The organism is Achromobacter sp. AONIH1 (assembly GCF_002902905.1).
Classification (GTDB): Bacteria; Pseudomonadota; Gammaproteobacteria; order Burkholderiales; family Burkholderiaceae_B; genus Achromobacter.
On record NZ_CP026124.1, the window covers coordinates 5336924 to 5357652 of the forward strand.

19 protein-coding genes are annotated in these 20729 nt (G+C 69.0%); 11 read left to right on the top strand and 8 right to left on the bottom strand.

Annotated features, from left to right (window positions below):
• Positions 1-56: 56 nt before the first annotated feature.
• Positions 57-1424, bottom strand: coding sequence for an exodeoxyribonuclease VII large subunit (xseA, locus tag C2U31_RS24395; protein WP_103275157.1), 1368 nt, complete (start codon positions 1422-1424; stop codon positions 57-59).
• 352 nt (positions 1425-1776) lie between these two features.
• Here xseA and C2U31_RS24400 point away from each other — a divergent pair, with 352 nt between their 5' ends.
• From C2U31_RS24400 to lpxK, 3 genes are read left to right on the top strand one after another with little or no spacing between them, the layout of a single operon-like run.
• On the top strand, positions 1777-2412 hold the full coding sequence (locus C2U31_RS24400; protein ID WP_103275158.1) for a MotA/TolQ/ExbB proton channel family protein: 636 nt from the start codon (positions 1777-1779) through the stop codon (positions 2410-2412).
• Complete coding sequence (locus C2U31_RS24405; RefSeq protein ID WP_103275159.1) at positions 2409-2822, top strand: biopolymer transporter ExbD; 414 nt, start codon at positions 2409-2411, stop codon at positions 2820-2822. Before C2U31_RS24400 ends, C2U31_RS24405 begins: the two co-directional genes overlap by 4 nt.
• Positions 2819-3865, top strand: a complete 1047-nt coding sequence (lpxK, locus tag C2U31_RS24410) for a tetraacyldisaccharide 4'-kinase (RefSeq protein ID WP_103275160.1) — start codon at positions 2819-2821, stop codon at positions 3863-3865. The genes C2U31_RS24405 and lpxK overlap by 4 nt, the downstream gene beginning before the upstream one ends.
• 51 nt (positions 3866-3916) lie before the next feature.
• Here lpxK and C2U31_RS24415 read toward each other — a convergent pair whose 3' ends face one another.
• Positions 3917-6157: an IgaA/UmoB family intracellular growth attenuator gene (locus tag C2U31_RS24415; protein ID WP_103275161.1), complete on the bottom strand. Its 2241-nt coding sequence runs from the start codon at positions 6155-6157 to the stop codon at positions 3917-3919.
• Between the two features lie 218 nt (positions 6158-6375).
• Between C2U31_RS24415 and C2U31_RS24420 the strand changes: the two genes are divergently transcribed.
• From C2U31_RS24420 to rpsT, 7 genes are all read left to right on the top strand, one after another.
• Entirely contained in the window at positions 6376-6555 is a 180-nt protein-coding gene (locus tag C2U31_RS24420; RefSeq protein WP_085479903.1) for a Trm112 family protein, read from the top strand.
• 10 nt (positions 6556-6565) lie between these two features.
• A complete protein-coding gene (kdsB, locus tag C2U31_RS24425) occupies positions 6566-7327 on the top strand; it encodes a 3-deoxy-manno-octulosonate cytidylyltransferase (RefSeq protein WP_103275162.1) in 762 nt (253 codons plus the stop codon).
• 125 nt (positions 7328-7452) lie between these two features.
• Positions 7453-8109 carry an adenylate kinase gene (gene adk / locus C2U31_RS24430; protein ID WP_103275163.1) on the top strand — a complete coding sequence of 219 codons (657 nt, stop codon included), beginning with the start codon at positions 7453-7455 and terminating at the stop codon, positions 8107-8109.
• A 131-nt stretch (positions 8110-8240) separates the two neighbouring features.
• The gene (locus C2U31_RS24435; protein WP_103275164.1) at positions 8241-8999 is read left to right on the top strand and encodes a 3-hydroxyacyl-CoA dehydrogenase; all 759 of its coding nucleotides are present in this window, start codon (positions 8241-8243) and stop codon (positions 8997-8999) included.
• Positions 9000-9222: 223 nt separating this feature from the next.
• Positions 9223-10830, top strand: a complete 1608-nt coding sequence (gene murJ, locus C2U31_RS24440; RefSeq protein ID WP_103275165.1) for a murein biosynthesis integral membrane protein MurJ — start codon at positions 9223-9225, stop codon at positions 10828-10830.
• Positions 10831-11024: 194 nt separating this feature from the next.
• Complete coding sequence (locus C2U31_RS24445; RefSeq protein ID WP_103275166.1) at positions 11025-11990, top strand: FecR domain-containing protein; 966 nt, start codon at positions 11025-11027, stop codon at positions 11988-11990.
• Between the two features lie 313 nt (positions 11991-12303).
• Entirely contained in the window at positions 12304-12567 is a 264-nt protein-coding gene (gene rpsT, locus C2U31_RS24450) for a 30S ribosomal protein S20 (protein WP_043542310.1), read from the top strand.
• Positions 12568-12653: 86 nt separating this feature from the next.
• Here the strand turns inward: rpsT and C2U31_RS24455 are convergent, their stop codons facing one another.
• Positions 12654-13586: a LysR family transcriptional regulator gene (locus C2U31_RS24455; protein WP_103275167.1), complete on the bottom strand. Its 933-nt coding sequence runs from the start codon at positions 13584-13586 to the stop codon at positions 12654-12656.
• 114 nt (positions 13587-13700) lie between these two features.
• Here C2U31_RS24455 and lysA point away from each other — a divergent pair, with 114 nt between their 5' ends.
• Complete coding sequence (gene lysA / locus C2U31_RS24460; RefSeq protein WP_103275168.1) at positions 13701-14930, top strand: diaminopimelate decarboxylase; 1230 nt, start codon at positions 13701-13703, stop codon at positions 14928-14930.
• A gap of 54 nt (positions 14931-14984) precedes the next feature.
• Here the strand turns inward: lysA and garL are convergent, their stop codons facing one another.
• The 5 genes from garL to C2U31_RS24485 all read right to left on the bottom strand — a co-directional run bounded on the left by garL (position 14985) and on the right by C2U31_RS24485 (position 20573).
• Complete coding sequence (gene garL / locus C2U31_RS24465; RefSeq protein WP_103275169.1) at positions 14985-15752, bottom strand: 2-dehydro-3-deoxyglucarate aldolase; 768 nt, start codon at positions 15750-15752, stop codon at positions 14985-14987.
• 101 nt (positions 15753-15853) lie between these two features.
• On the bottom strand, positions 15854-16852 hold the full coding sequence (locus C2U31_RS24470; protein ID WP_103275170.1) for a tripartite tricarboxylate transporter substrate binding protein: 999 nt from the start codon (positions 16850-16852) through the stop codon (positions 15854-15856).
• A gap of 124 nt (positions 16853-16976) precedes the next feature.
• Positions 16977-18731 (bottom strand): L-arabinonate dehydratase, encoded by a 1755-nt coding sequence (gene araD, locus C2U31_RS24475; RefSeq protein ID WP_103275171.1) that lies wholly within the window; start codon positions 18729-18731, stop codon positions 16977-16979.
• Positions 18732-18797: 66 nt separating this feature from the next.
• On the bottom strand, positions 18798-19604 hold the full coding sequence (locus tag C2U31_RS24480) for a FadR/GntR family transcriptional regulator (protein ID WP_103275172.1): 807 nt from the start codon (positions 19602-19604) through the stop codon (positions 18798-18800).
• A gap of 39 nt (positions 19605-19643) precedes the next feature.
• On the bottom strand, positions 19644-20573 hold the full coding sequence (locus C2U31_RS24485) for a dihydrodipicolinate synthase family protein (RefSeq protein WP_103275173.1): 930 nt from the start codon (positions 20571-20573) through the stop codon (positions 19644-19646).
• Positions 20574-20729 lie beyond the last annotated feature (156 nt).

The following is a 20729-nucleotide window of genomic DNA, read 5'->3' on the forward strand; positions in this document are numbered from 1 at the left end:
TTGCCTTGCAAGAGACTGTCGAACCGGGCGCTTGCGGCCCGGACCAGGCATCCTGTTCAGGACGCGTCGGATTCCGGCCGAACCTCGGTGACTTCGGCCTGCGCGCCGCCGCGCGCGAAACGCAACTCCAGCGCCTGTCCGGGCTGCAGGCTGGCGGCATCGCGCAGGATGCGTCCCTGCGCGTCGTGGGCAATCGCATATCCCCGCGCCAGCGTATTGCCTGGATCCAGCGCGCGCAGCTGCGCGCCGGCGGCGGCCAGCCGGTTGCGCGCCTGCAGCCGCAGCCGCGCATGGGCCTGGCCCAGTTGCCGCGCGGCGTTCGCCACGCGTTCGGCCGCGCGGCGCGTGTCGGGCTTGCGATGTTCCAGGCGTTGCGCGAGCAAGGCGACGCGCGCGCTGCGCGCGCCTTGCGGCGCGGACCAGGCGGACGCCAGCCGGAAGCCCAGGCTGTTCAGGCGCTCGCGCTGATGTTCCAGGCGCTGCGCCGGCGACACCAGTTGGCCGGCGGCGCGGTCGAGGCGCTGGGCGGCCCGCTCCAGCCGCCGCTGCTGGCCGCGCGCCAGCGTGCGCGCCGCGTCCATGACGCGGCCCAGCAGCTCGCCGCGCGGAGTGCAGGCCAGTTCCGCCGCCGCGGTCGGGGTGGGCGCGCGCAGGTCGGCCACGAAGTCCACGATGGTGAAGTCGGTTTCATGGCCCACGCCGCTGACCACCGGAATGGCGCTGGCCGCGACCTCGCGCGCCAGCGCCTCGTCATTGAAGCTCCAGAGATCTTCAATGCTGCCGCCGCCGCGCACCAGCAGCAGGGTATCCACTTCGGCGCGCTGATTGGCCAGCCGCACTTGCGCGGCCAGCCGGACGGCCGCGTCGGCGCCCTGCACCGGGGCCGGATAGATGATGACGGGAACTTGCGGCGCGCGCCGGGCCAGCGCCGACAGCACATCGCGCAGCGCGGCCGCGTGCAGCGAGGTGATCACGCCGATCGCCCGGGGCAGCGGCGCCAGCTCGCGCTTGCGCGCCGGGTCGAACAGCCCCTCGAACGCCAGTTGCTCCTTGAGCCGCAGAAAGGCTTCGTACAGGTTGCCCAGCCCGGCCCGCCGCATGGCGTCGACCTGCAACTGGTAGTCGCCGCGCGGTTCGTACAGCGACACGCGCGCCCGGATCTCGACCTGGTCGCCGGCCCGAGGGACGAACCCCACCGCGCTGGCGCGGCTGCGGAACATGACCGCCCGCACGGCCGCGCGGCTGTCCTTGATCGTGAAGTACCAATGCCCGGAAGCCGCCTGCGTGAAGTTGGAAATCTCTCCGCGCACCCATATTGCCGGGATGCTGCGCTCCAACAACTGCCCCACGGCTTGGTTCAGCTGGGCAACCGTCAGGATATCCCGCGCGAATACGTTGTTTGTGACCGAGAACTCAATTGTCATAAGGCTTTCCGGTGCATACCTGTCCACAGGGCATACGGGGCGGGCCGCAATCATACCTTGTTCAGGGCCTTGTGCGCCCATCGGCCCCAGAGCCAGCATTTTCATAGCAAGTCTTTGATTTATATAAGACTTACATGAAAACAACACTGCGCGAAATTGAAGCAAAGGACTGTAAGCCCAGCGCCCATAAGCATTCCTGGCAACTTCTGCACAGAATTATCCACAGATTCTGTGGATAGTTTTGCCCGCCGGGCGGCCTTGCCACATCCCCGCCGCGCCGTTACAGTTCCGGCTTGCATCCGATGCCGATGCGCGTGGACACGCGCCCTGGCACGCCCTGGAGTTCACCGCTTTGCTAACCATACTGCGCGAGGCCGGCTGGCCGATCTGGCCCCTGCTGGCGACATCCGTGCTGGGTCTGGCCCTGATATTCGAGCGCCTGCTGTCCCTGCGCCGCGGGCTGGTCATGCCGCGCGGCCTGACCGAACAGGTCGCCGACATGCTGCGCAACCACCAGGACACGCCCGAGTCCCTCGGCAAGCTGGAACGCAACTCCCCACTGGGCCGCGTATTGGTCGACGTCATCCGCCACCGCCACCTGCCGCGCGAGGAACTGCGCAGCGCGGTCGAGGACACCGGCCGCGCCGTCGCCCATGACCTCAGCCGCTACATCGCCGCCATCGGCACCATCGCCATGGTGGCGCCCTTGATGGGCCTGTTCGGCACCGTGGTGGGCATGATCGAGATCTTCGGTTCCTACACGCCCGGCGGCGGCGACCCGGCCCAAATGGCCCGGGGCATCTCCATCGCCCTGTACAACACGGGCTTCGGCATCCTGATCGCCATTCCCGCCATGATCGCCCACCGCTACCTGCGCGGCCGCGTCGACGGCTACCTCAGCGCCATGGAGCAGGCCGCCGCCCGCCTGGCGCGCGCGGTCGCGCCCGGCCACGCCCATCCGCCCGGCCGCCACGAGGCGCGTCCATGAATTTCCGCGGTTCCCGCGGCGAGCGCGATGAGCTGGACATCAATCTGATCCCGCTCATCGACGTGCTGCTGGTCATCCTGATCTTCCTGGCCGCCTCCACGTCCTTCGCGCGCTTCACCCAGCTCAAGGTCACCCTGCCCCAGGCTTCGGCCGAGCAGGACACGCCGCCCGCGCTGGAAGTCGCCATCAGCCAGGACGGGCGCTACGCGCTCAACGGCACCCTGATCGACGTGTCCACGCCGCCCGAGATCGCCGACGCGCTGCGCCAGGCCGCGGCCGGCAAGACCGAGCCGCTGGTCGTCATCAACGCCGACGCGCAAGCCACGCACCAGTCCGTGATCAACGTCATGGAAGCCGCCCGGCTGGCGGGCATCGGCCGCGTCAATTTCGCCGCCCAGACCGCCCGGTGAGCGCCCCTGGATCCTCCGCCACGCTGCTCGCGCGCCAGTGGCAGCACGGCGGCTGGCTCTCGACCCTGCTGCTGCCGCTGTCGGCGCTGACCGCCTGGGCGGTCGCGCGAAAGCGCGCCCGATACCGCGACGGACGCCTGCCGGCTTACCGCGCACCGGTGCCGGTGGTGGTGATCGGCAACGTCTATGTAGGCGGCACGGGCAAGACGCCCATGGTGATCGCCACCGTCGAGGGACTGCGCGCGCGCGGCTTCAATCCGGGCGTGGTCAGCCGAGGCTACGGCGCGAAGATCGGCCCCGAGCCGCGCGTCGGACAGGGCGCGGCGCTGGCCGCGTCGGCATTCGGCGACGAGCCCGCCCTGATCGCGCGCGCCAGCGGCGCGCCGGTCTCGGTGCATCCCAAGCGCGCGCTGGCTGCCCAGGCGCTGCTGCGCGCGCATCCCGACGTGGACGTGATCGTCTCGGACGACGGCCTGCAACACCTGGCGCTGGCGCGCGATGTGGAAATCGTGGTGCAGGACGAGCGCGGGATCGGCAATGGCCGCCTGCTGCCGGCCGGCCCGCTGCGCGAACCGGCCAGCCGGCTGCGCGAAGTGGACGCGGTGGTGACCAATGTCGGCGTGCCCGGCCCGCCGGAAGCCGCTCCGGCGGCGCGGCCGCGCCAGGCCCGGATGTGGCTGGAACCCGGCGACGCGCGCCAGATCGAGGGCGGCGCGACCCGTCCGCTGGCGGCGTTCGCCGGCAGGCCGGGCGTGGCCGCCGCGGCCGGCATCGGCAATCCGCAGCGCTTCTTCGCGACGCTGCGCGGCGCCGGCATCACGCCCGAGCCCGCGCTGGCGTTGCCTGACCACCATGACTACGCGCAGTCCCCATTCCGGGACTGGCATGCCGAGAGCATCCTGGTCACATCCAAGGACGCCATCAAGTGCGCGGCGCTGCATGATGCGCGCCTGTGGGAAGTGCCGGTGCGAGCCCGCTACTCGGATCCCCAGCTGTTCGAATGGCTGGCGCAGGCGCTGCGCCAGCTTCCCGCCCGCCGCTAGCGCAGCGCGGCGGGCGGACCGACGCTCGTTGCAGGTCGGCCCCTCTCCATCTCAGAAGAACGCCGGCTTGGCCGCGCTGCGGCGCGCCGAGTATTCGTCCAAGGCCCGCCGGCGCGCGCCCGCCTGCCGCAGGCGGATCACGGCCAGCGGCAGATGCACCAGCACCAGCAGCGCTGCCAGCAGCAGCCATGCCGTGTAGGCCAGCGACGACCATGGCTCATCCAGGCTGCGTTCCGAGTCCACGCTCAGCTCCAGCAGGCCCGACGCGTCGCGGCGCACGCCAGACACCAGACCATCCACCCGGAACGGCAGCGGCTCGCCCTGGGCCACGATGCGCGACTGGCGGCTCCATGACGACAGCAGGTCTTCCTCGTTCTTGGCGATGATGCTGGGCAACATCGCATGCGGCCCCGGCCAGACGCGCAGCGCCACGCCGCCGGTCTGGCTTGCCTGCGCCGCCGCGGCCGCGCGGTTCATGGCCTGCATGATGGCCGGAAAGGCGCTGGAGCGGGCCCGCGCGCGAACCGTCTCGGCATTGCGCGAGATGATGGCGGACTCGTCGTTCAAGCCCTTGCGCTTGAACGCGCCGTCTTGCGCCAGCTTGAGCAGCTCGGCCCAGTTCTTGGGCTCGTCGTCGGCGAACAGCAGATGCTCGACCAGCGCCGCTTTCAACGCACCGCAGGCGTCCGCCGCATCGCGGCCGGCCACGGCGCAGCCGCGTTCCACCGCCAGCACGGTATCGGTCAGGCCCGAGACGCGGTAGAACGACAGGCCGCGCATGTTGTAGGCGGCCATGGGATTGGTCCGCATGCGCTGCGCCACCTGACTCTGCAACAGCATGTCCAGCATGGGATTGGCGCGCGTCCTCAGGAATTCGCCGGTATGCAGCGCCATGATGGCCGGATCAATTTCCAGCTCCGGCACCGTCGGCGCCGCGCCGCCCCAGCGCAGCCGGTCGCAATCGGCGCGCGCCGCCTGCTCGCTCGTGCCCTGCACCAGCTCGCAACGGGCCGCGCCGCGCAGCGACACGGGCTGGCCGAATCCGGGCGGATCCTGCGCCAGCGCCTCGGCCGAGGCATAGCTGCGCGGACCGTCGCTTTGCACCCAGGCGCGCGTCAGCGCCAGGTCGCCCGGCAGGTTCGGCGCCACGGCCCACAGCGCGCCCAGCGCCGCCAGACCGGTCAGCGCCAGCGTCATGTGGCGGCCCCAGAACACGCGCGGGAACAGGCGCTGCTCTTCATCCACGGAATAATTGCCGCCCAGCCGCAGCACCGCGTAGTCCTGCACGCGCAGGTCCATGTCGACGCGTCCGTCGTCGGGCAGTTGCAGATTGGCGCGCCAATGGTCCGGCAGGTTGACGGGCAGCTTGTCGCCCAGGAACAGCTGGGTGGACACGGTCTGGGAATTGGACGGATTGCTCAGCACGATGGCGTTCAACTCGCCGCGCGCGCGGTTCACCTTCTGCGGCGCGGCCGGCGCGGGCCGGCGCCAGGTCAGCCACAAGGCCAGCGCGGCCAGCGCTCCCGCGCCGGCGGCGAACGGCATGCCCCCGCCCCCGCCCGCCAGCCCCAGGCACAGGAAGGCCAGGGCCCACAGCACCGACACCCAGAAGCCGAAACCGCGCCCCTGACGCGCGGCCACTTCGGCCGGCGTCTCGTCGCGCTGCGCCAGGATCTCGACCCGCGTGGCGTCGTCCAGCTCGCGCTCGGCCTGGGCCAGCTGCTCGGCCGTGGGCGGCGCCTCGTCCGCCTCGGGCGGGTCGACCTCCAGGTCGACGACGTTCTGCAGGGCGCCCGTCCGGCCGCTGTTCCACTGCTGGTCCTGCTTCTGCCGGCGCAGCTCGCGCTCGCGCCCGCCAGCCAGGTCGAACTCGCCGTTCAAGGCCACCACGATGGCGAATTTCTCGGTGAGCACCACTTCGGCATGGTTGTTCTCGACCAGATAGCTGCGCGCGTCGTAGGGCAGCACCACATCGACATCGCCCAGCGTGTCGTGCATGGTGCTGCCGCCCTGGCTGGCCTCGATGCCGTGGCGCACGAAAGCGCCGTGCAGCGGATAGACGCCGTCGTTGATCAGCTGCGCCTGCTTCTTCGGCTTGGCCGGGTCGAACAGGAAGGGCTGCACCAAGGCCTGCTCTTCGTCCGTCATGCGCCGCGCGGGCTGGCCGTCCCGCCGCAAGTCGCGCAGGGCGCCCTTGTTGTCGCTGCGCCGGGCCATGTAGGTGATGCCGCTGTAGATCGACCAGATCAGGATGATGAGCATCAGCCCCAGCTTGAGCATATTCAGATCCATCGTGCCTCTTTCCTCTGCATGTGATCGCGGCGGATGATAACGACGATCCGTCCCGCAATAGGGCTGAACCTACTTCAAAATATGACATTGCTTAACAATTGAAGGGGTTCGCCCCAATGCCGGCGGCGACGATCCGCCTGGCTGCGACCTGCCGGGCATCAGGCTTTTCGCCGCGCCCGCCGGCTTGCCGCCCGCCAAACTGTTTTAGAATCCCGGACATGGAATCCCGCCTTCTCGACATCCTCGTCTGCCCCCTGTGCAAGGGCCGCCTCGAACATGACCGGCAGCACGCCGAGCTGGTCTGCCGCGCCGACCGGCTGGCCTTCCCGGTGCGCGACGGCATTCCCGTCATGCTGGAGGGCGAGGCGCGCTCGCTCGACGACGCCCCCGCCAGCTGACCCGTCCGCCGTGAGCTTCATCGCCCTGATCCCGGCGCGGACCGCCTCCACCCGCCTGCCCGACAAACCCCTGGCTGACATCGCCGGCAAGCCCATGGTGGTGCGCACGGCCGAACGGGCCGCGCGCTCGGGCGCGGCGCAGGTCTGCATCGCCACCGACGACGCCCGCGTGCTGCAGGCGGCCCAGGCCCATGGCGTGCGCGCGCTGATGACGCGCGGCGACCATCCCACCGGCACCGACCGCCTGGCCGAGGCCGTGGCGCAACTGGGCCTGCCTGACGACGCCATCGTGGTCAACGTGCAGGGCGACGAGCCGCTGATCGAGCCGGAACTGATCGACGCCGTCGCCGCGAAGCTGCAAGCCAGCCCCGACGCCGACATCGCCACCTGCGCCTGCCCGCTGGCCGACGCCCAGGCCCTGTTCAATCCGAACGTGGTCAAGCTGGTCTGCACCGCGTCGGATCGCGCCCTGTATTTCTCGCGCGCGCCGATTCCCTGGGCGCGCGATGCGCTGGCCGGCGGCGAACGCGTGCTGGCCGACGGCCTGCCCGCCCTGCACCATATCGGCCTGTACGCCTACCGCGTGTCATTCCTGCGCCGCTTTCCGACGCTGCCCCAGGGCGTGCTGGAACGGTTCGAGTCGCTGGAGCAGCTGCGCGCCATGGAGCACGGCCACGCCATCGTGGTCCACCGGGCGTCCACGCCCCCGGCCGCCGGCGTGGACACGCCCGCCGACCTGGAGCGCGTGCGCTTGATCTACGGCAAGCTCTAGGCAGCGAGGCGGCGCGCCAGGCCATTGATATAAGGGTTACTTCGTATGGCACCGCCCCGCAAAGGCTGTTGCGTTGCGGCATAATCCCCCGATCACAAAAAATAATCCCCATCTCAGGAGCACTCATGCGTCTCATCTTGCTCGGACCGCCCGGCGCCGGCAAAGGCACCCAGGCCGCGTTTCTCACCCAGCACTTCGGCATTCCGCAAATTTCCACCGGCGACATGCTGCGCGCCGCGGTGAAGGCGGGCACGCCGCTGGGCATTGAAGCCAAGAAGGTCATGGATGCGGGCGGCCTGGTTTCCGACGAGATCATCATCGGCCTGGTGCAGGACCGCCTGAAGCAGCCCGACTGCGCCAACGGCTACCTGTTCGACGGCTTCCCCCGCACCATCCCGCAGGCCGACGCTCTCAAGGACGCCGGCGTCAAGCTGGACTATGTGGTGGAAATCGAGGTTCCCGAGGAAGACATCATCGAACGCATGAGCGGACGCCGCGTGCACCAGCCCAGCGGCCGCAGCTACCACGTGCGCTTCAACCCGCCCAAGGTCGAAGGCAAGGACGACGTCACCGGCGAGGACCTGATCCAGCGCGACGACGACCGCGAGGAAACCGTGCGCCACCGCCTGTCCGTCTATCGCCAGCAGACCCGTCCGCTGGTCGACTACTACTCGGACTGGGCCAGCAAGAGCCCCGCCGACGCGCCCAAGTACCGCAAGATCTCGGGCGTGGGCGCGGTCGAGGAAATCAAGTCGCGCCTGTTCGACGCCGTCAAGGGCTGAACGGCGCCCGCTCGGCCATGAGGCCTTCGGCGCAGGCCTGACGCAAGTCGTCAAGGCGCGGCCCGAAGGCCTTTTCGCATCCGGCGCCCGCAGCGCCGCTTTCTTTTTCTTTTGAACCAAGTGGTAGAGACATGGAAATCGCGAACAAGGTATTCATCGTTACCGGCGGCGCATCCGGCCTGGGCGCCGGCACCGTGCGCATGCTGGTGGCCAACGGCGCCAAGGTGGTGATCGCCGACCTGCAGGACGAGCCGGGCGAAGCCCTGGCCAAGGAACTGGGCCAACGCTACGTGCATTGCGACGTCACCCAGGAAGCCGATGGCCAGCGCGCCGTGGCCGCCGCGCGCGAGCTGGGCACGCTGTTCGGCCTGGTGAACTGCGCCGGCGTCGCCCCCGCCGCCAAGATCGTCGGCAAGAACGGCGCCCACCCGCTGGACCTGTTCCAGAAGGTAGTGAGCATCAACCTGATCGGCAGCTTCAACATGATGCGCCTGGCCGCCGAGGCCATGAGCGCCAATACGCCCGAACCCACCGGCGAACGCGGCGTCATGATCAACACCGCGTCCGTCGCGGCCTTCGACGGCCAGATCGGCCAGGCGGCCTATGCCGCGTCCAAGGCGGGCGTGGCCGGCATGACCCTGCCCATCGCGCGCGACCTGGCCAAGACCGGCATCCGCTGCATGACCATCGCCCCCGGCATCTTCGGCACGCCCATGATCTTCGGCATGCCGCAGGAAGTGCAGGACTCGCTGGCCGCCAGCATCCCCTTCCCCGCCCGTCTCGGCCGTCCGGAGGACTACGCCAAGCTGGTACACAGCATCATCACGAACGACATGCTCAACGGCGAAACGATCCGCCTGGACGGCGCGATCCGGATGCCGCCGAAGTAGTGGGCCCACCCCCGCAGCGCTGCGCGCTTCCCCCTCAAGGGGGCGCCGTGACGGACCGGCAAAGCCGGCTCCGTGCGGCCCCGATGGGCGATGGGCGGGTGTGCGCTGTGGGGAGGGTGTCAGCGCCTTGGGTGGATTGGTCGCCCGTGTGGCTGGACAGTGTGTAGTGTGTGTGGGTTTACAAGGCAACGGCACCAAATGGCTGATGCCTCCGGTTGGCGCAATGCCCGTTCTGGGCTTCGGGCAACCCCTGGATTTATGGATAACTGAAGTGAGTTTGTTCCGCTCCGCGGCCACCGTCAGCAGCTTCACGCTGCTGTCCCGCATTTCCGGCCTGGCCCGTGACGTCCTGGTGGCGCGCGCCTTTGGCGCGGGTCCCATTACCGATGCGTTCTGGGTCGCCTTCCGCATTCCGAACCTGCTGCGGCGGCTGTTCGCGGAAGGGGCTTTCGCGCAGGCTTTCGTGCCGATCCTGGGCGCGGCGCGCAACAACCGGTCCGACGACGAGGTGCGCACGCTGCTGGACCGCGTGGCGCTGCTGCTGACGCTGGCGCTGATGCTGGTCACGCTGGTCGGCATCGTCGCCGCGCCCTGGGTGGTGTCGGCCATGGCCAGCGGGCTGCGCGGCGCGGCGCGAGATGCAGAGTTCGGCGCCGCGGTCTGGATGACGCGGGTGATGTTTCCGTACATCCTGTGCATGTCGCTGATCGCCTTCGCGTCCGGCGTGCTGAACACCTGGCGGCGCTTCGCCGTGCCGGCCTTCACGCCGGTGCTGCTGAACCTGTCCATGATCGCCGCCTGCCTGTGGCTGGCGCCGCGCATGGACGTGCCGGTATACGGGCTGGCCATCGGCGTCATGGCCGGCGGCGTGGCGCAGCTGGCCGTGCAATGGGTGGCGCTGGCGCGACTGGGCCTGACGCCGCGCTTCTCGCTGCGCGTGCGCGAGGCCTGGGCCGACGCCACCGTGCAGCGCATCCTCAAGCAGATGGCGCCGGCCACGCTGGGCGTGTCCGTGGCCCAGATCTCGCTGCTGATCAACACCAATATCGCGACCTGGCTGACGCCCGGCAGCGTAACCTGGCTGTCCTTCGCCGACCGCCTGATGGAATTCCCCACCGCCCTGCTGGGCGTGGCGTTGGGCACGGTGCTGCTGCCCAGCCTGTCGGCCGCCAATGCGCGCGACGACCATGCCGGCTACAGCGCGCTGCTCGACTGGGGCCTGCGCCTGGTGCTGCTGCTGGGCCTGCCCGCCGCGGTGGGCATGGCCCTGCTGTCGGACGGGCTTGTCGCCACGCTGTTTCACTACGGCGCGTTCGCGGCGCAGGACGTGGCGCAGACGCGCGTGGCCGTGATGTCCTACTCGGCCGGCCTTATCGGACTGCTGGCCGTGAAGATCCTGGCCCCGGGCTTCTACGCCAGGCAGGACATCCGCACCCCGGTCAAGATCGCCATCGGCGTACTGATCGTGACCCAGTTGCTGAACCTGGCGCTGGTGCCGCTGCTGGCCCACGCCGGCCTGGCCCTGGCCATCGGCCTGGGCGCCTGCCTGAACGCGCTGGCCCTGCTCATCGGGTTGCTGCGGCGCGGCGTCTACCGCCCCGCGCCCGGCTGGACCCGGTTCGCGCTGCGGCTGCTGCCGGCGCTGGCCGGGCTGGCGGGGCTGCTGGCCTATGCCGATGGCCGCATCGACTGGATCGCGCTGCAGGCTCATGCCGGCCTGCGGGCGGCCTGGCTGGGCGGCGTGCTGGCCGCCAGCGGCGTGATCTATTTCGGATTGTTGTTTCTGTTCGGGTTCCGTCCCCGAGACTTCGGACGGCGCTCCGCGCGTTAATTCCAGGCGTTTTTGCCACATCCTCGTAAAAAGCCGGCTTATCCGCCGGCTTTTTTTCGTCCGATTCGTCAAGAATTGACAAGCCCGCCGTAATCTTTGGTAAAAAACCTTTATTATTTACAAATTGCCAATGAAAGGATCCCCACCTGGGAAAACGCGTGGGAGATGAAGTGAAGTACGCCCAAGGACTACCCGTGGCGGACCAGGTCATCAACTGGTTGCTGCTGCTGCGCTCGGGCCGAGCGACGCCGCAGGACTATAACGATTTCCTGGCCTGGCGTGCGGCCGACCCGCTCCATGAGAACGCCTGGCAGCAGCTGATAGGCACTCTGGAAGGGTCGACGTTCGGCCGGCTCGGCGATGCCTATCCGATAGGCTACGCCGCGGCCTCCCCTGCGTCGCAGCCCGCCGCCCCGCCCCCGCCTCTCGTTTCACCGTCGCGCCGCCGCTTCATGACCGGCTCGGCGGCGCTCGTCGGTGCGGGCGCCTGCGCCGGCTACGTCGGCAATGCCTTCTACCCCCTCAACAACGTCGCCGCCGACGCCGCCACGGCCACCGGCGAGCGCCGCCGCTATGTGCTGTCTGACGGCAGCCAGCTGTTGCTGGACGCGCGCAGCCGGGTGAACCTGGACTTCACGCCCGCCTATCGCCAGGTGCGCCTGCTGGACGGCGCAGTCACCGTGTCCGTGGCGCCCGACGCGCGCCGCCCCTTCCTGGTCCAGACCGCCGAAGGCACCGTGCGCGCGCTCGGCACCCGTTACATGGTGCGTCAACAGGCCCAGCGCACCGTGGTGGTGGTGCATGAGCACGAAGTCGAGGTCGAGACCATGTCCGGCGCCCATGGCACCGTGCGGGCCGGCACCGGCGCGCGCTTCGACGCCTTGCGCATGGACACGCCGCGCGCCGAACTGATGGCCGAAGCCGCCTGGGAGGCTGGCTGGATCGACGTGCGCGGCCGACCGCTGGCCGAGGTGATCGCGGCGCTGCGCCCCTACCGCAGCGGCTCGCTGCGCGTCTCCATGGCTGCGGGCGGCCTGCCGGTGTCGGGACACTTCCCGTTGGACGACACCGACGCCGCCCTGCGCTCGCTGCAGGAGAGCATGCCCATCCATATCCGCCGCTACACCCCCTGGTACGTGTCGATCAACGTCGCGACCTGAACCGTCACCTTCTTGCAACGTGCTGTCCAGCGGGACCGTCTCGTTGTATACTCGCCACAGCATTTTTACCCGCATTTTTTACCCGCATTTTTTACCTCAACAGGCGCCACCCGGATTTCCCGGCAGCCGCGACAAGCGGCACGGCCGACCCGGACATCCCCGGAACTTTCCACGGGGATCGCGACCGGAACCGCCGCCCTGGCGCTCCCGCCCGACCATCGGGCGTCATCGGCTTGACGGCACATTGAGCTTGCAATCCCCCTGGGACTTGCTACAATGTCCGACTTTGCCGAATTCAACTTACTGATACACAATGGCCAACACCGCCCAAGCCCGCAAGCGCGCTCGCCAATCCGTTGAGCGCAACAAGCACAATTCCAGCCTGCGCTCGATGCTGCGCACCGCCATCAAGCGCGTTCGCCAATCCATCGCCGCCGGCGACAAAGCTGCGGCCGGTGAAGTGTTCCAGAAAGCCACCAGCGTGATCGACCGCGTGGCCGACAAGAACATCATCCACAAGAACAAGGCCGCTCGCCACAAGAGCCGCCTGGCTGCCGCCATCAAGGCGCTGGCCTAAGCCATTCTGCCGCCCCGGTCCCCGGGGCGTCATGAATACGGCAAATAAAAAAGGATGCCCACGGGCATCCTTTTTTCATGGTGGCTTCAGATCGGATGGCCGCCGCGCCCTGCCCCGGCCACCAGCCTGCCCGCCATCTCGCGAGCCTGCTCGCGCACCGCCGCGGCAAAGGCGTCGACCAGCGGGCTCTTCGGCCGGTGTTCGGGATACACCGCATTCACCCTGAACGGGAACGAGCGCGTCAGCGGCCGCACTTGCAGGCCATTGCCGATGAAGTCGAGCGCCGTCAGCGGATTGACGATGGCCACGCCCAGCCCCTGGCGCACGAAGGCGCAGACCGACACGGCTGACGGCGTCTCGACAATGGAGCGCGGCGCCACGCCCTCGGCCGCGAAAGCCTCGTCGATCTGCAAGCGGTAGGGATCGCTGGCCGACAGGCTGACAAAGGCCTGTCCCTCGAAATCGCGCAGCTCGATCGCCTCGCGCGCCAGCAGCGGATGGCCGTCGGGCAGCGCGCAGACCTCATCCACCTCGACCAGCAGTTCCAAGCGCGTGCCCGCCGGCTGGGCGTCGCTCTCGGTCAGCCCCAGGTCGTAGCGCTGCGCGCTCAGCCACTCCTCCAGGAAGGGCGATTCCTGCGTCTCCACCGACAGGCTGACACCGGGATGTCCGGCATGGAAGCGGCGAAACGCGCCTGGCAGCACGGAATGGGAAAAGGCCGGCAGCGCGATCACCGCCAGCTGGCCGTCCGAATAGGCGCGCAGCCGCGCCGCGGCGGAGGCCACCCGCTCCAGCCCCGCGTAGGACTGCCGGACCTCGTCATACAGCGCCAGCGCCTGCATGGTGGGCCGCAGGCGGCCCCGGATGCGCTCGAACAGCGGGAAGCCTATGCTGTGCTCCATGCGCGCCAGTTCCCGACTGACGGTGGGCTGCGACGTATGCAGCAGCTCGGCCGCGCGGGTCACGCTGCCGGCGATCATCAAGGCGCGGAAGACTTCAACGTGCCGGTGCGTCAGCATGGCAATTCCATATCAAGAATGAATGGATCAGGAAATTCAAAGCATTTTACTGGATAGCTCATCACAGGCATCATGGCGCTCCAGTTTCCCTACCGCACAACAAGGTTCTCCCCCATGGCTCTCGATCCGCGCCAACTCACCGAACTCGCCGCGCAGCATGGCACCCCGCTCTGGGTCTATGACGCCGCCGTCATCCGCGAACGCATCGCCCAGCTGCGTCGCTTCGACGTGATCCGCTATGCGCAGAAGGCCAACTCGAACATCCATATCCTCAAGCTGATGCGCGCCGAGGGAGCGGTGGTCGACGCCGTGTCGCTGGGCGAGATAGAGCGCAGCCTGGCCGCGGGTTTCCGACCCGAGGGCGAGCCGGCCGGCATCGTGTTCACCGCCGACCTGATCGACCACGCCACCATGGCCGCCGTGATCCGGCACGGCATCCCGGTCAACGCCGGCTCGCTGGACATGCTCGAACGCGTCGGCCAGCAGGCGCCCGGCCATCGGGTCTGGCTGCGCATCAATCCCGGCTTCGGCCACGGCCACAGCAACAAGACCAACACTGGCGGCCCGCAAAGCAAGCACGGCATCTGGATCGACGACGTGGCCCAGGCCATCGCCATCGTGCGCCGCCACGGCCTGAAGCTGATGGGCATCCACATGCATATCGGCTCGGGCGTGGACTACGGCCACCTTTCCAGCGTCTGCGACGCCATGGTCGACGTGGTCCGCAACCTGGGCCATGACATCGAAGCCATCTCCGCCGGCGGCGGCCTGTCCATTCCGTACAAGGATGGCGAAGCGCGTATCGACTGCGACCATTACTTCGAGCAGTGGGACGCCGCGCGCAAGCGCATCGAGCAGCACCTGGGCCATCCTGTCCGACTGGAGATCGAGCCGGGCCGCTTCCTGGTGGCCGAGTCCGGCGCGCTGATCGCCGAGGTGCATGCGATCAACCGACGCCCGGGCCGTGACTTCGTGCTGGTGGACGCCGGTTTCAGCGACCTGATGCGCCCGGCCATGTATGGCAGCTATCACCGTATTTCGGTGCACGCGCCCGACGGCTCGACGCCCCCGGGCGAACCGGCGCGCCTGGCCGTGGCCGGCCCGCTGTGCGAGTCGGGCGATGTGTTCACCCAGGACGCCGGCGGCGTGGTGACCGACCGTCTGCTGCCGCGGCCGCGCATCGGCGACTATCTGGTGCTGCACGACGCCGGCGCCTACGGCTCGTCCATGTCCTCGAACTACAACACCCGGCCGCTGGCGCCGGAAGTGCTGCTGGACCAGGGCCAGGCGCGCCTGATCCGCCGCCGCCAGACCGTCGCCGATCTGCTGGCGCTGGAAAGCTGAGCCCTCACGGCGCGGACGGCATCGCGCCGCCGCGCCCGAGCGCGGGGCCCAAGGCTACGTCGGGAAGGCCTCGCGCAGCCCGAACACGGCCTGCTTGAACACGCCCAGGTCCGTGCCCACCGCCACGAAGTGCATGCCCATGTCCAGGTAGCGCCTGGCGTCGGCATGCACCGGCGCCAGGATGCCCACCGCCTTGCCCTGCGCCGACACGCGCTGGTACAGGTGGCGGATCGCGTCCTGCACCTCGGGATGGCCGGGATTGCCGAGATGCCCCAGCGCGGCGGCCAGGTCCGAAGGACCGATGAACACGCCGTCCACGCCCTCCACCGAAGCAATCTCGTCCACCGCCTCGATGCCCGGCCGGCTTTCGATCTGCAGCAGCACGCAGATGTTGTCGTTGATGGTCTGCAGATAATTGGGCACCGTGCCGTAGCGGTTGCTGCGCTGCGCGCCGGCCACGCCGCGCATGCCCTGCGGCGGATAGCGCGTGGCCGCCACGGCGCGGCGCGCATCGGCCTCGGACTCGATGAAGGGGATCAGCAGGTTGTAGAAGCCGATATCCAGCATCCGCTTGATCTCGACCGGGTCATTCCACGACGGCCGCCCCACCGCCGCGCTGGCGCTGGATTGCAGCGCCTGCAACTGCTGCAGGAACATCGGCACCTCGTTGGGCGAGTGCTCGCCGTCGAGCAGCAGCCAGTCGAAATCGGCCAGCCCGGCCAGCTCGGCCGTGATGTGGCTGGACATGCACATCCAGAATCCGATGAGCCGCTCGCGCGCCAGGATGCGCTGGCGGAAACGGTTGGGCAAGGGTGAATCCATTATGGTCCTCTGTTGCTGCGCGATCCGCGCGGCGAACGCCAAGTCCGCCGCACGGCATGCCGGCGCGGCAGACCGGCGGAAAACAATGCCGCAAGAATCAATCAATCCATGCGGGCGCCGGACGCCTTGGCGGCCTGGCCCCACTTGGCGATTTCACTGGTGACGAAGCCGGAGTAGGCTTGCGGGTCGCTGCCCACCACCACGAAGCCCACGCTCTCCAGCTTCTGCCGCATCTCGGCCGAGGCCATGGCCTTGGCCGTCGCCTGGCTCAGGCGCTGGATCACGGCGGGCGGCGTCCTGGCCGGCGCCGACAGGCCGAACCAGGATTCGGCCGCGAAGCCCGGATAGCCGGACTCCGCCACCGTCGGCGTGTCGGGATACGCCGGATTGCGCTTGACGCTGGCCACCGCCAGCGCCCGCAGCTTGCCGGCCTGCACCTGCGGCAACAGGGTGTCCTGGTTGAGGAACAGCACCGTCACGCGACCGCCCAGCAGGTCCGTGATGGCCGCCGCGCCGCCCTTATACGGCACGTGCACCAGATCGATCCTGGCCTGCTGCTTGAGCATTTCCATGGCCAGGTGGCCGGACGAGCCGCTGCCCGAGCTGGCGTGGGTGTACTTGTCCGGGCTCTCGCGCGCCAGCCGGATGAAGTCCGCGAAGGTCTTGCCCGGGAAATCCGGCGCCGCCACCAGCACGTTGGGGCCGGTGGCCAGCAGCGAGACATGCGCGAAGTCGCTGTCGCGGTAAGGCATGCTGGCGTAAAGCGCGTAGTTGATGGCGTTCGAGCCCACGCCCGACAGCAGCAGCGTGTAGCCGTCCGGCTCGGCCTTGGCCACCGCGTCCGAGCCGATATTGCCGTTGGCGCCGCCCTTGTTCTCGACGATGACGGTCTGGCCCAGATCCTTGGCCAGTTCGACCGCCAGCAGCCTGCCGATCGCGTCGGTGCTGCCTCCGGGCGGGAACGGCACCACCAGCTTGACGGGCCGCGTCGGCCATTGCCCCGTCTGCGCGCACAGCGCGGCGGGCGTCGCCGCGGCCGCCGCCACGATCAGCGCGGCCAGCGCCAGGCGCCGGCGCGCCGGCATTGCATTGCGTTCCATGTATGTCTCCTCCTTGTGTGTTTTTCGCCGGACCGTCTCGACATGAGCGGCCCGGTCGGGGGCGGCAGGCCCGCGCCGTCGGACGCGGCTTTGGGGGCATGCACGTTGCGACCCGTCGCCCGGGTCAATGAATCTCCGGTTCGCCCGTGGGTTCAGCCCGCGCTTCGGTCTGCAGAAAATCGAAATCGCAGCCCGTATCGGCCTGACCGATGTGCTTGAGGTACAGCACGCCATAGCCGCGCTCGAAGCGCGGCGGCGGCGCTTGCCAGGCCGCCTTGCGCGCCGCCAGCTCGGCGTCCGGCACAAGCAGGTTCAGGCTGCGGCCCGGCACGTCCAGCGCCACCATGTCGCCGTCGCGCACCAGCGCCAGCGGACCGCCCACATAGGCTTCCGGCGCCACGTGCAGCACACAGGCGCCATAGCTGGTGCCGCTCATGCGCGCATCCGAAATACGCACCATGTCGCGCACGCCCTGCTTGAGCAGCTTCTGCGGGATCGGCAGCTGCCCCCATTCCGGCATGCCCGGCGCGCCCTGCGGCCCGGCGTTCTGCAGCACGATGACGCTGTCGGCGCTGACGTCCAGCGCCGGATCGTCGATGCGCGCGGCCATGTCGTTGTAGTCCTTGAAGACCACCGCCGGGCCGGTATGCACCTGCAGATGCGCCTCCATCGCCGGCGGCTTGATCACCGCGCCGTCCGGCGCCAGGTTGCCGCGCAGCACGGCCAGGCCGTCGCGCTCGACCAGCGCCTGTCCGCGCGCGCGGATCACGTCGTCGTTGAACACGCGCGCGCCGGCGATGTTCTCGCCCAGCGTGCGGCCATCGACGGTGCGCTGCGACAGGTCCAGCAGGTCGCCCAGCTGCACCAGCAGCGCGCGCAGGCCGCCCGCGTAATAGAAATCTTCCATCAGGTACTTGCCGGCGGGCCGCAGATTGGCCAGCACCGGCGTGGTGCGCGCCAGATGGTCGAAGCGGTCCAGGTCCAGGCCGAAGCCGCTGCGCCGCGCCATCGCGATCAGGTGCACCACCGAGTTGGTCGAGCCGGACAGGGCCAGCACCGTGCGCACCGCGTTGTCATAGGACGCGGCGGTCAGCAGGTCCGAAGGCTTGAGGTCTTCCCAGACCATTTCGACGATGCGCTTGCCCGACAGGCTCGCCATCTGCGCGTGGCGCGAGTCGGGCGCCGGAATCGAGGAGTAGCCCGACAGGCACATGCCCAGCGCCTCGACCGCGGCGGTCATGGTGGAGGCCGTGCCCATGGTCATGCAATGGCCGGGCGAACGGGCGATGCCGTCCTCCACGCCCTGCCAGTCTTCCTCGGTGATATTGCCCGCGCGCAGCTCGGCCCAGTACTTCCAGGTGTCGGACCCGGAGCCCAGCGTGTTGCCGTTCCAGTTGCCGCGCAGCATGGGGCCGGCCGGCACGAACAGCGTGGGCAGGTCCATCGACACCGCGCCCATCAGCAAGGCCGGCGTGGTCTTGTCGCAGCCGCCCATCAGCACGCAGCCGTCGGCCGGATAGGAGCGCAGCAACTCCTCGGTTTCCATGGCCAGCAGGTTGCGGTACAGCATGGTGGTGGGCTTCTGGAACGGCTCGGACAGGCTCATGGCCGGCATTTCCACCGGAAAGCCGCCGGCCTGCCAGATGCCGCGCTTGACCTCTTCCACGCGCTGCTTGAAGTGGCTGTGACAGGGGTTGATGTCGCTCCAGGTGTTGATGATGGCGATCACCGGCTTGCCCGCGTAGTCGGAGCGGTGATAGCCCATCTGCGCCGTGCGCGAACGGTGGCCGAACGCGCGCAGGTCCTTCACGCCATACCAGCGATGGCTGCGCAGTTCCTCGGGAGTCTTGCGGGTCTTGGGTTTGGAAGAATCGCTCATTTGTCTGCTCTTGGTCCTCTGCGCTTGTTGTGCCGCGCTTGGGTGGTGAAAATCCTGTTGCCGCGCTCAGTCGCGCTCGCGGTCCACCAGCCGGTGCCGCGCCCGGCCCAGGTGGAACTGCATGGCCACGCGCGCGTGCTCGCCGTCCTGCGCGCGGATGGCCGCGAGTATGGTGGCGTGCTCGTCCAGCACGGTCTGGGCGCGCTGGCGCGAGCCGGTGCGCGTGAGGCTGAGCGTCAGGCGCATGAAGCCGCTGATGGAATCGTGAATGCTCTCCAGCACGCCCAGATAGAAGTCATTGCCGCTGGCTTCGGCGATGCTGGCGTGGAACGCCAGATCGGCCTCGGCCGACATGCGCCCCTGCGCCAGCGATTCGGCGAAGGCCTGGTGCGCCTCCTCGATCTTGCGCAACTGCTCGTCGGTGCGGCGCAGGGCCGCCAGGCGCGCGGCATCGCCTTCCAGCGCCACCCGCACCTCCTGCGCGCGCAGATAGGCGCTGACGTGCTCCACGTCGCTGAAGGTCTTGAGCCTGGGCGCGGGCTGGTGGCTGACGAAGGTGCCCAGCCCCTGATGCGCCGTGACCAGCCCGTCGGCGCGCAGACGCAGCAGCGCCTCGCGCACCACCGGCCGCGAAACGCCGTAGCGTTCGGAGATTTCGTTCTCGGAAGGCAGCTTGTCGCCGACGCTGAGATTGCCCGAGACGAGCTGTTCGAAGATCTGGCCGTAGAGCTGGTCCGCCAGCCGCACGCGATGGCGACGCTCCAGCGGCTGCGCGGTTTCCGCGTCCGCGGGCGCTTGCAGCGCGCTTGGCGAGGGGGTCGGTTTTCGGGCCACGGAATCTCCTTCGGCATCGGGCGTAAAGACAGCGCACATCGTACCGTCAAATGCGAGCCCGACGGACGATGCACAGGCTCACGCCGCCATGGTTTCCCGGTCCCACGCGGCCAGCGCGCGCGCCACCGGCGCCACGCGTTCGCGTTCGGCGGCGGACAGCCCCGTCAGCAAGGGCAGCATCGGCCCCATGTCGGCCACGCCGGCCAGTGTCACCGCGTCGTGCAGCACGCGGATGGGGCTGATGCCGTCGCGGCAGTCCTCCAGACCCAGGTAGCGCCGGCGCACGCTGTCGGCCTCGTCGTAGCGCCCCTCGGCCAGCAGCCGCAGCAGGCGCATGGAACCCCGCGGCGCCACGCAGACCGAGCCGGACGTGAAGCTCGACAGGCCGAAATGCCGGTAATGCGCGATGGCCGGCCGCTCGCCGATGCCGCTGACGATCCAGCGCGCCTCGACCTCGCCCAGCAGCGCGCGCAGGTAGTCGTCGCGCAGCGGATCCTCTCGCACCACCGCGTACTTCAAGGCCACGATGCGGCCCTCCTCGATCAGCCGCGCGACCGTCGCCGGCGCCAGGTAGCCGGCCGACTTGATGTAGACCACGGCCGGCTTGGCCAGCGCGTCTGTGAAGCGCCGCACGCCATCCGCCAGGCCATCGTCCGTGTACGGGAAGGACATGGGCAGCAGCATCGCCGTGGGAAAAGCGCGAGCGCGCAGCACGGCGGCCTGGTCCATCATCTTGCCGTAGTCCGGCCCCGCCGACGGCAGGATCCAGGTGTCGGGGCCTGCCAGCGCGGCCAGCATATCCACGATGCGCGCGTACTCGCCCAGCCCCACGTTGTAGAAGTTGGCGTTGCCGCCGTACATGACGCTGCGCACGCCGCCGGCCTCCAGATGCGCCAGCAGCGCCCGGTTCGCGGCCTCGTTCAGCGACAGGTCCGCGCGGCGCGCCAGCGGCGGCACCGCGATGACCGAGCGTCGCAGGTCCTGGTGGGTGACCGGGGAGGTTTTCATGGGCGGCTCCGGGCAGGTTCGCTTGTCGGATGATCAAGGCAGGCACAGCATACTTGATTGACAAGTTAAAGCTCAATACCCATCTTTGTTTTACAAGCTGTCCCGGCAGGATGCCGCGCCTTGCGCGCCGGCGTCATGAGCGACAGGAACAAGGTT

Coding starts and splice junctions, on each gene's coding strand:
- xseA (WP_103275157.1), bottom strand. CDS start 1,424: ATGACAATTGAGTTCTCGGTCACAAACAACGTATTCGCGCGGGATATC.
- C2U31_RS24405 (WP_103275159.1), top strand. CDS start 2,409: ATGAATTTCCGCGGTTCCCGCGGCGAGCGCGATGAGCTGGACATCAAT.
- C2U31_RS24415 (WP_103275161.1), bottom strand. CDS start 6,157: ATGGATCTGAATATGCTCAAGCTGGGGCTGATGCTCATCATCCTGATC.
- C2U31_RS24420 (WP_085479903.1), top strand. CDS start 6,376: ATGGAATCCCGCCTTCTCGACATCCTCGTCTGCCCCCTGTGCAAGGGC.
- adk (WP_103275163.1), top strand. CDS start 7,453: ATGCGTCTCATCTTGCTCGGACCGCCCGGCGCCGGCAAAGGCACCCAG.
- C2U31_RS24435 (WP_103275164.1), top strand. CDS start 8,241: ATGGAAATCGCGAACAAGGTATTCATCGTTACCGGCGGCGCATCCGGC.
- murJ (WP_103275165.1), top strand. CDS start 9,223: ATGCCCGTTCTGGGCTTCGGGCAACCCCTGGATTTATGGATAACTGAA.
- rpsT (WP_043542310.1), top strand. CDS start 12,304: ATGGCCAACACCGCCCAAGCCCGCAAGCGCGCTCGCCAATCCGTTGAG.
- C2U31_RS24455 (WP_103275167.1), bottom strand. CDS start 13,586: ATGCTGACGCACCGGCACGTTGAAGTCTTCCGCGCCTTGATGATCGCC.
- lysA (WP_103275168.1), top strand. CDS start 13,701: ATGGCTCTCGATCCGCGCCAACTCACCGAACTCGCCGCGCAGCATGGC.
- garL (WP_103275169.1), bottom strand. CDS start 15,752: ATGGATTCACCCTTGCCCAACCGTTTCCGCCAGCGCATCCTGGCGCGC.
- C2U31_RS24470 (WP_103275170.1), bottom strand. CDS start 16,852: ATGGAACGCAATGCAATGCCGGCGCGCCGGCGCCTGGCGCTGGCCGCG.
- araD (WP_103275171.1), bottom strand. CDS start 18,731: ATGAGCGATTCTTCCAAACCCAAGACCCGCAAGACTCCCGAGGAACTG.
- C2U31_RS24480 (WP_103275172.1), bottom strand. CDS start 19,604: ATGTGCGCTGTCTTTACGCCCGATGCCGAAGGAGATTCCGTGGCCCGA.
- C2U31_RS24485 (WP_103275173.1), bottom strand. CDS start 20,573: ATGAAAACCTCCCCGGTCACCCACCAGGACCTGCGACGCTCGGTCATC.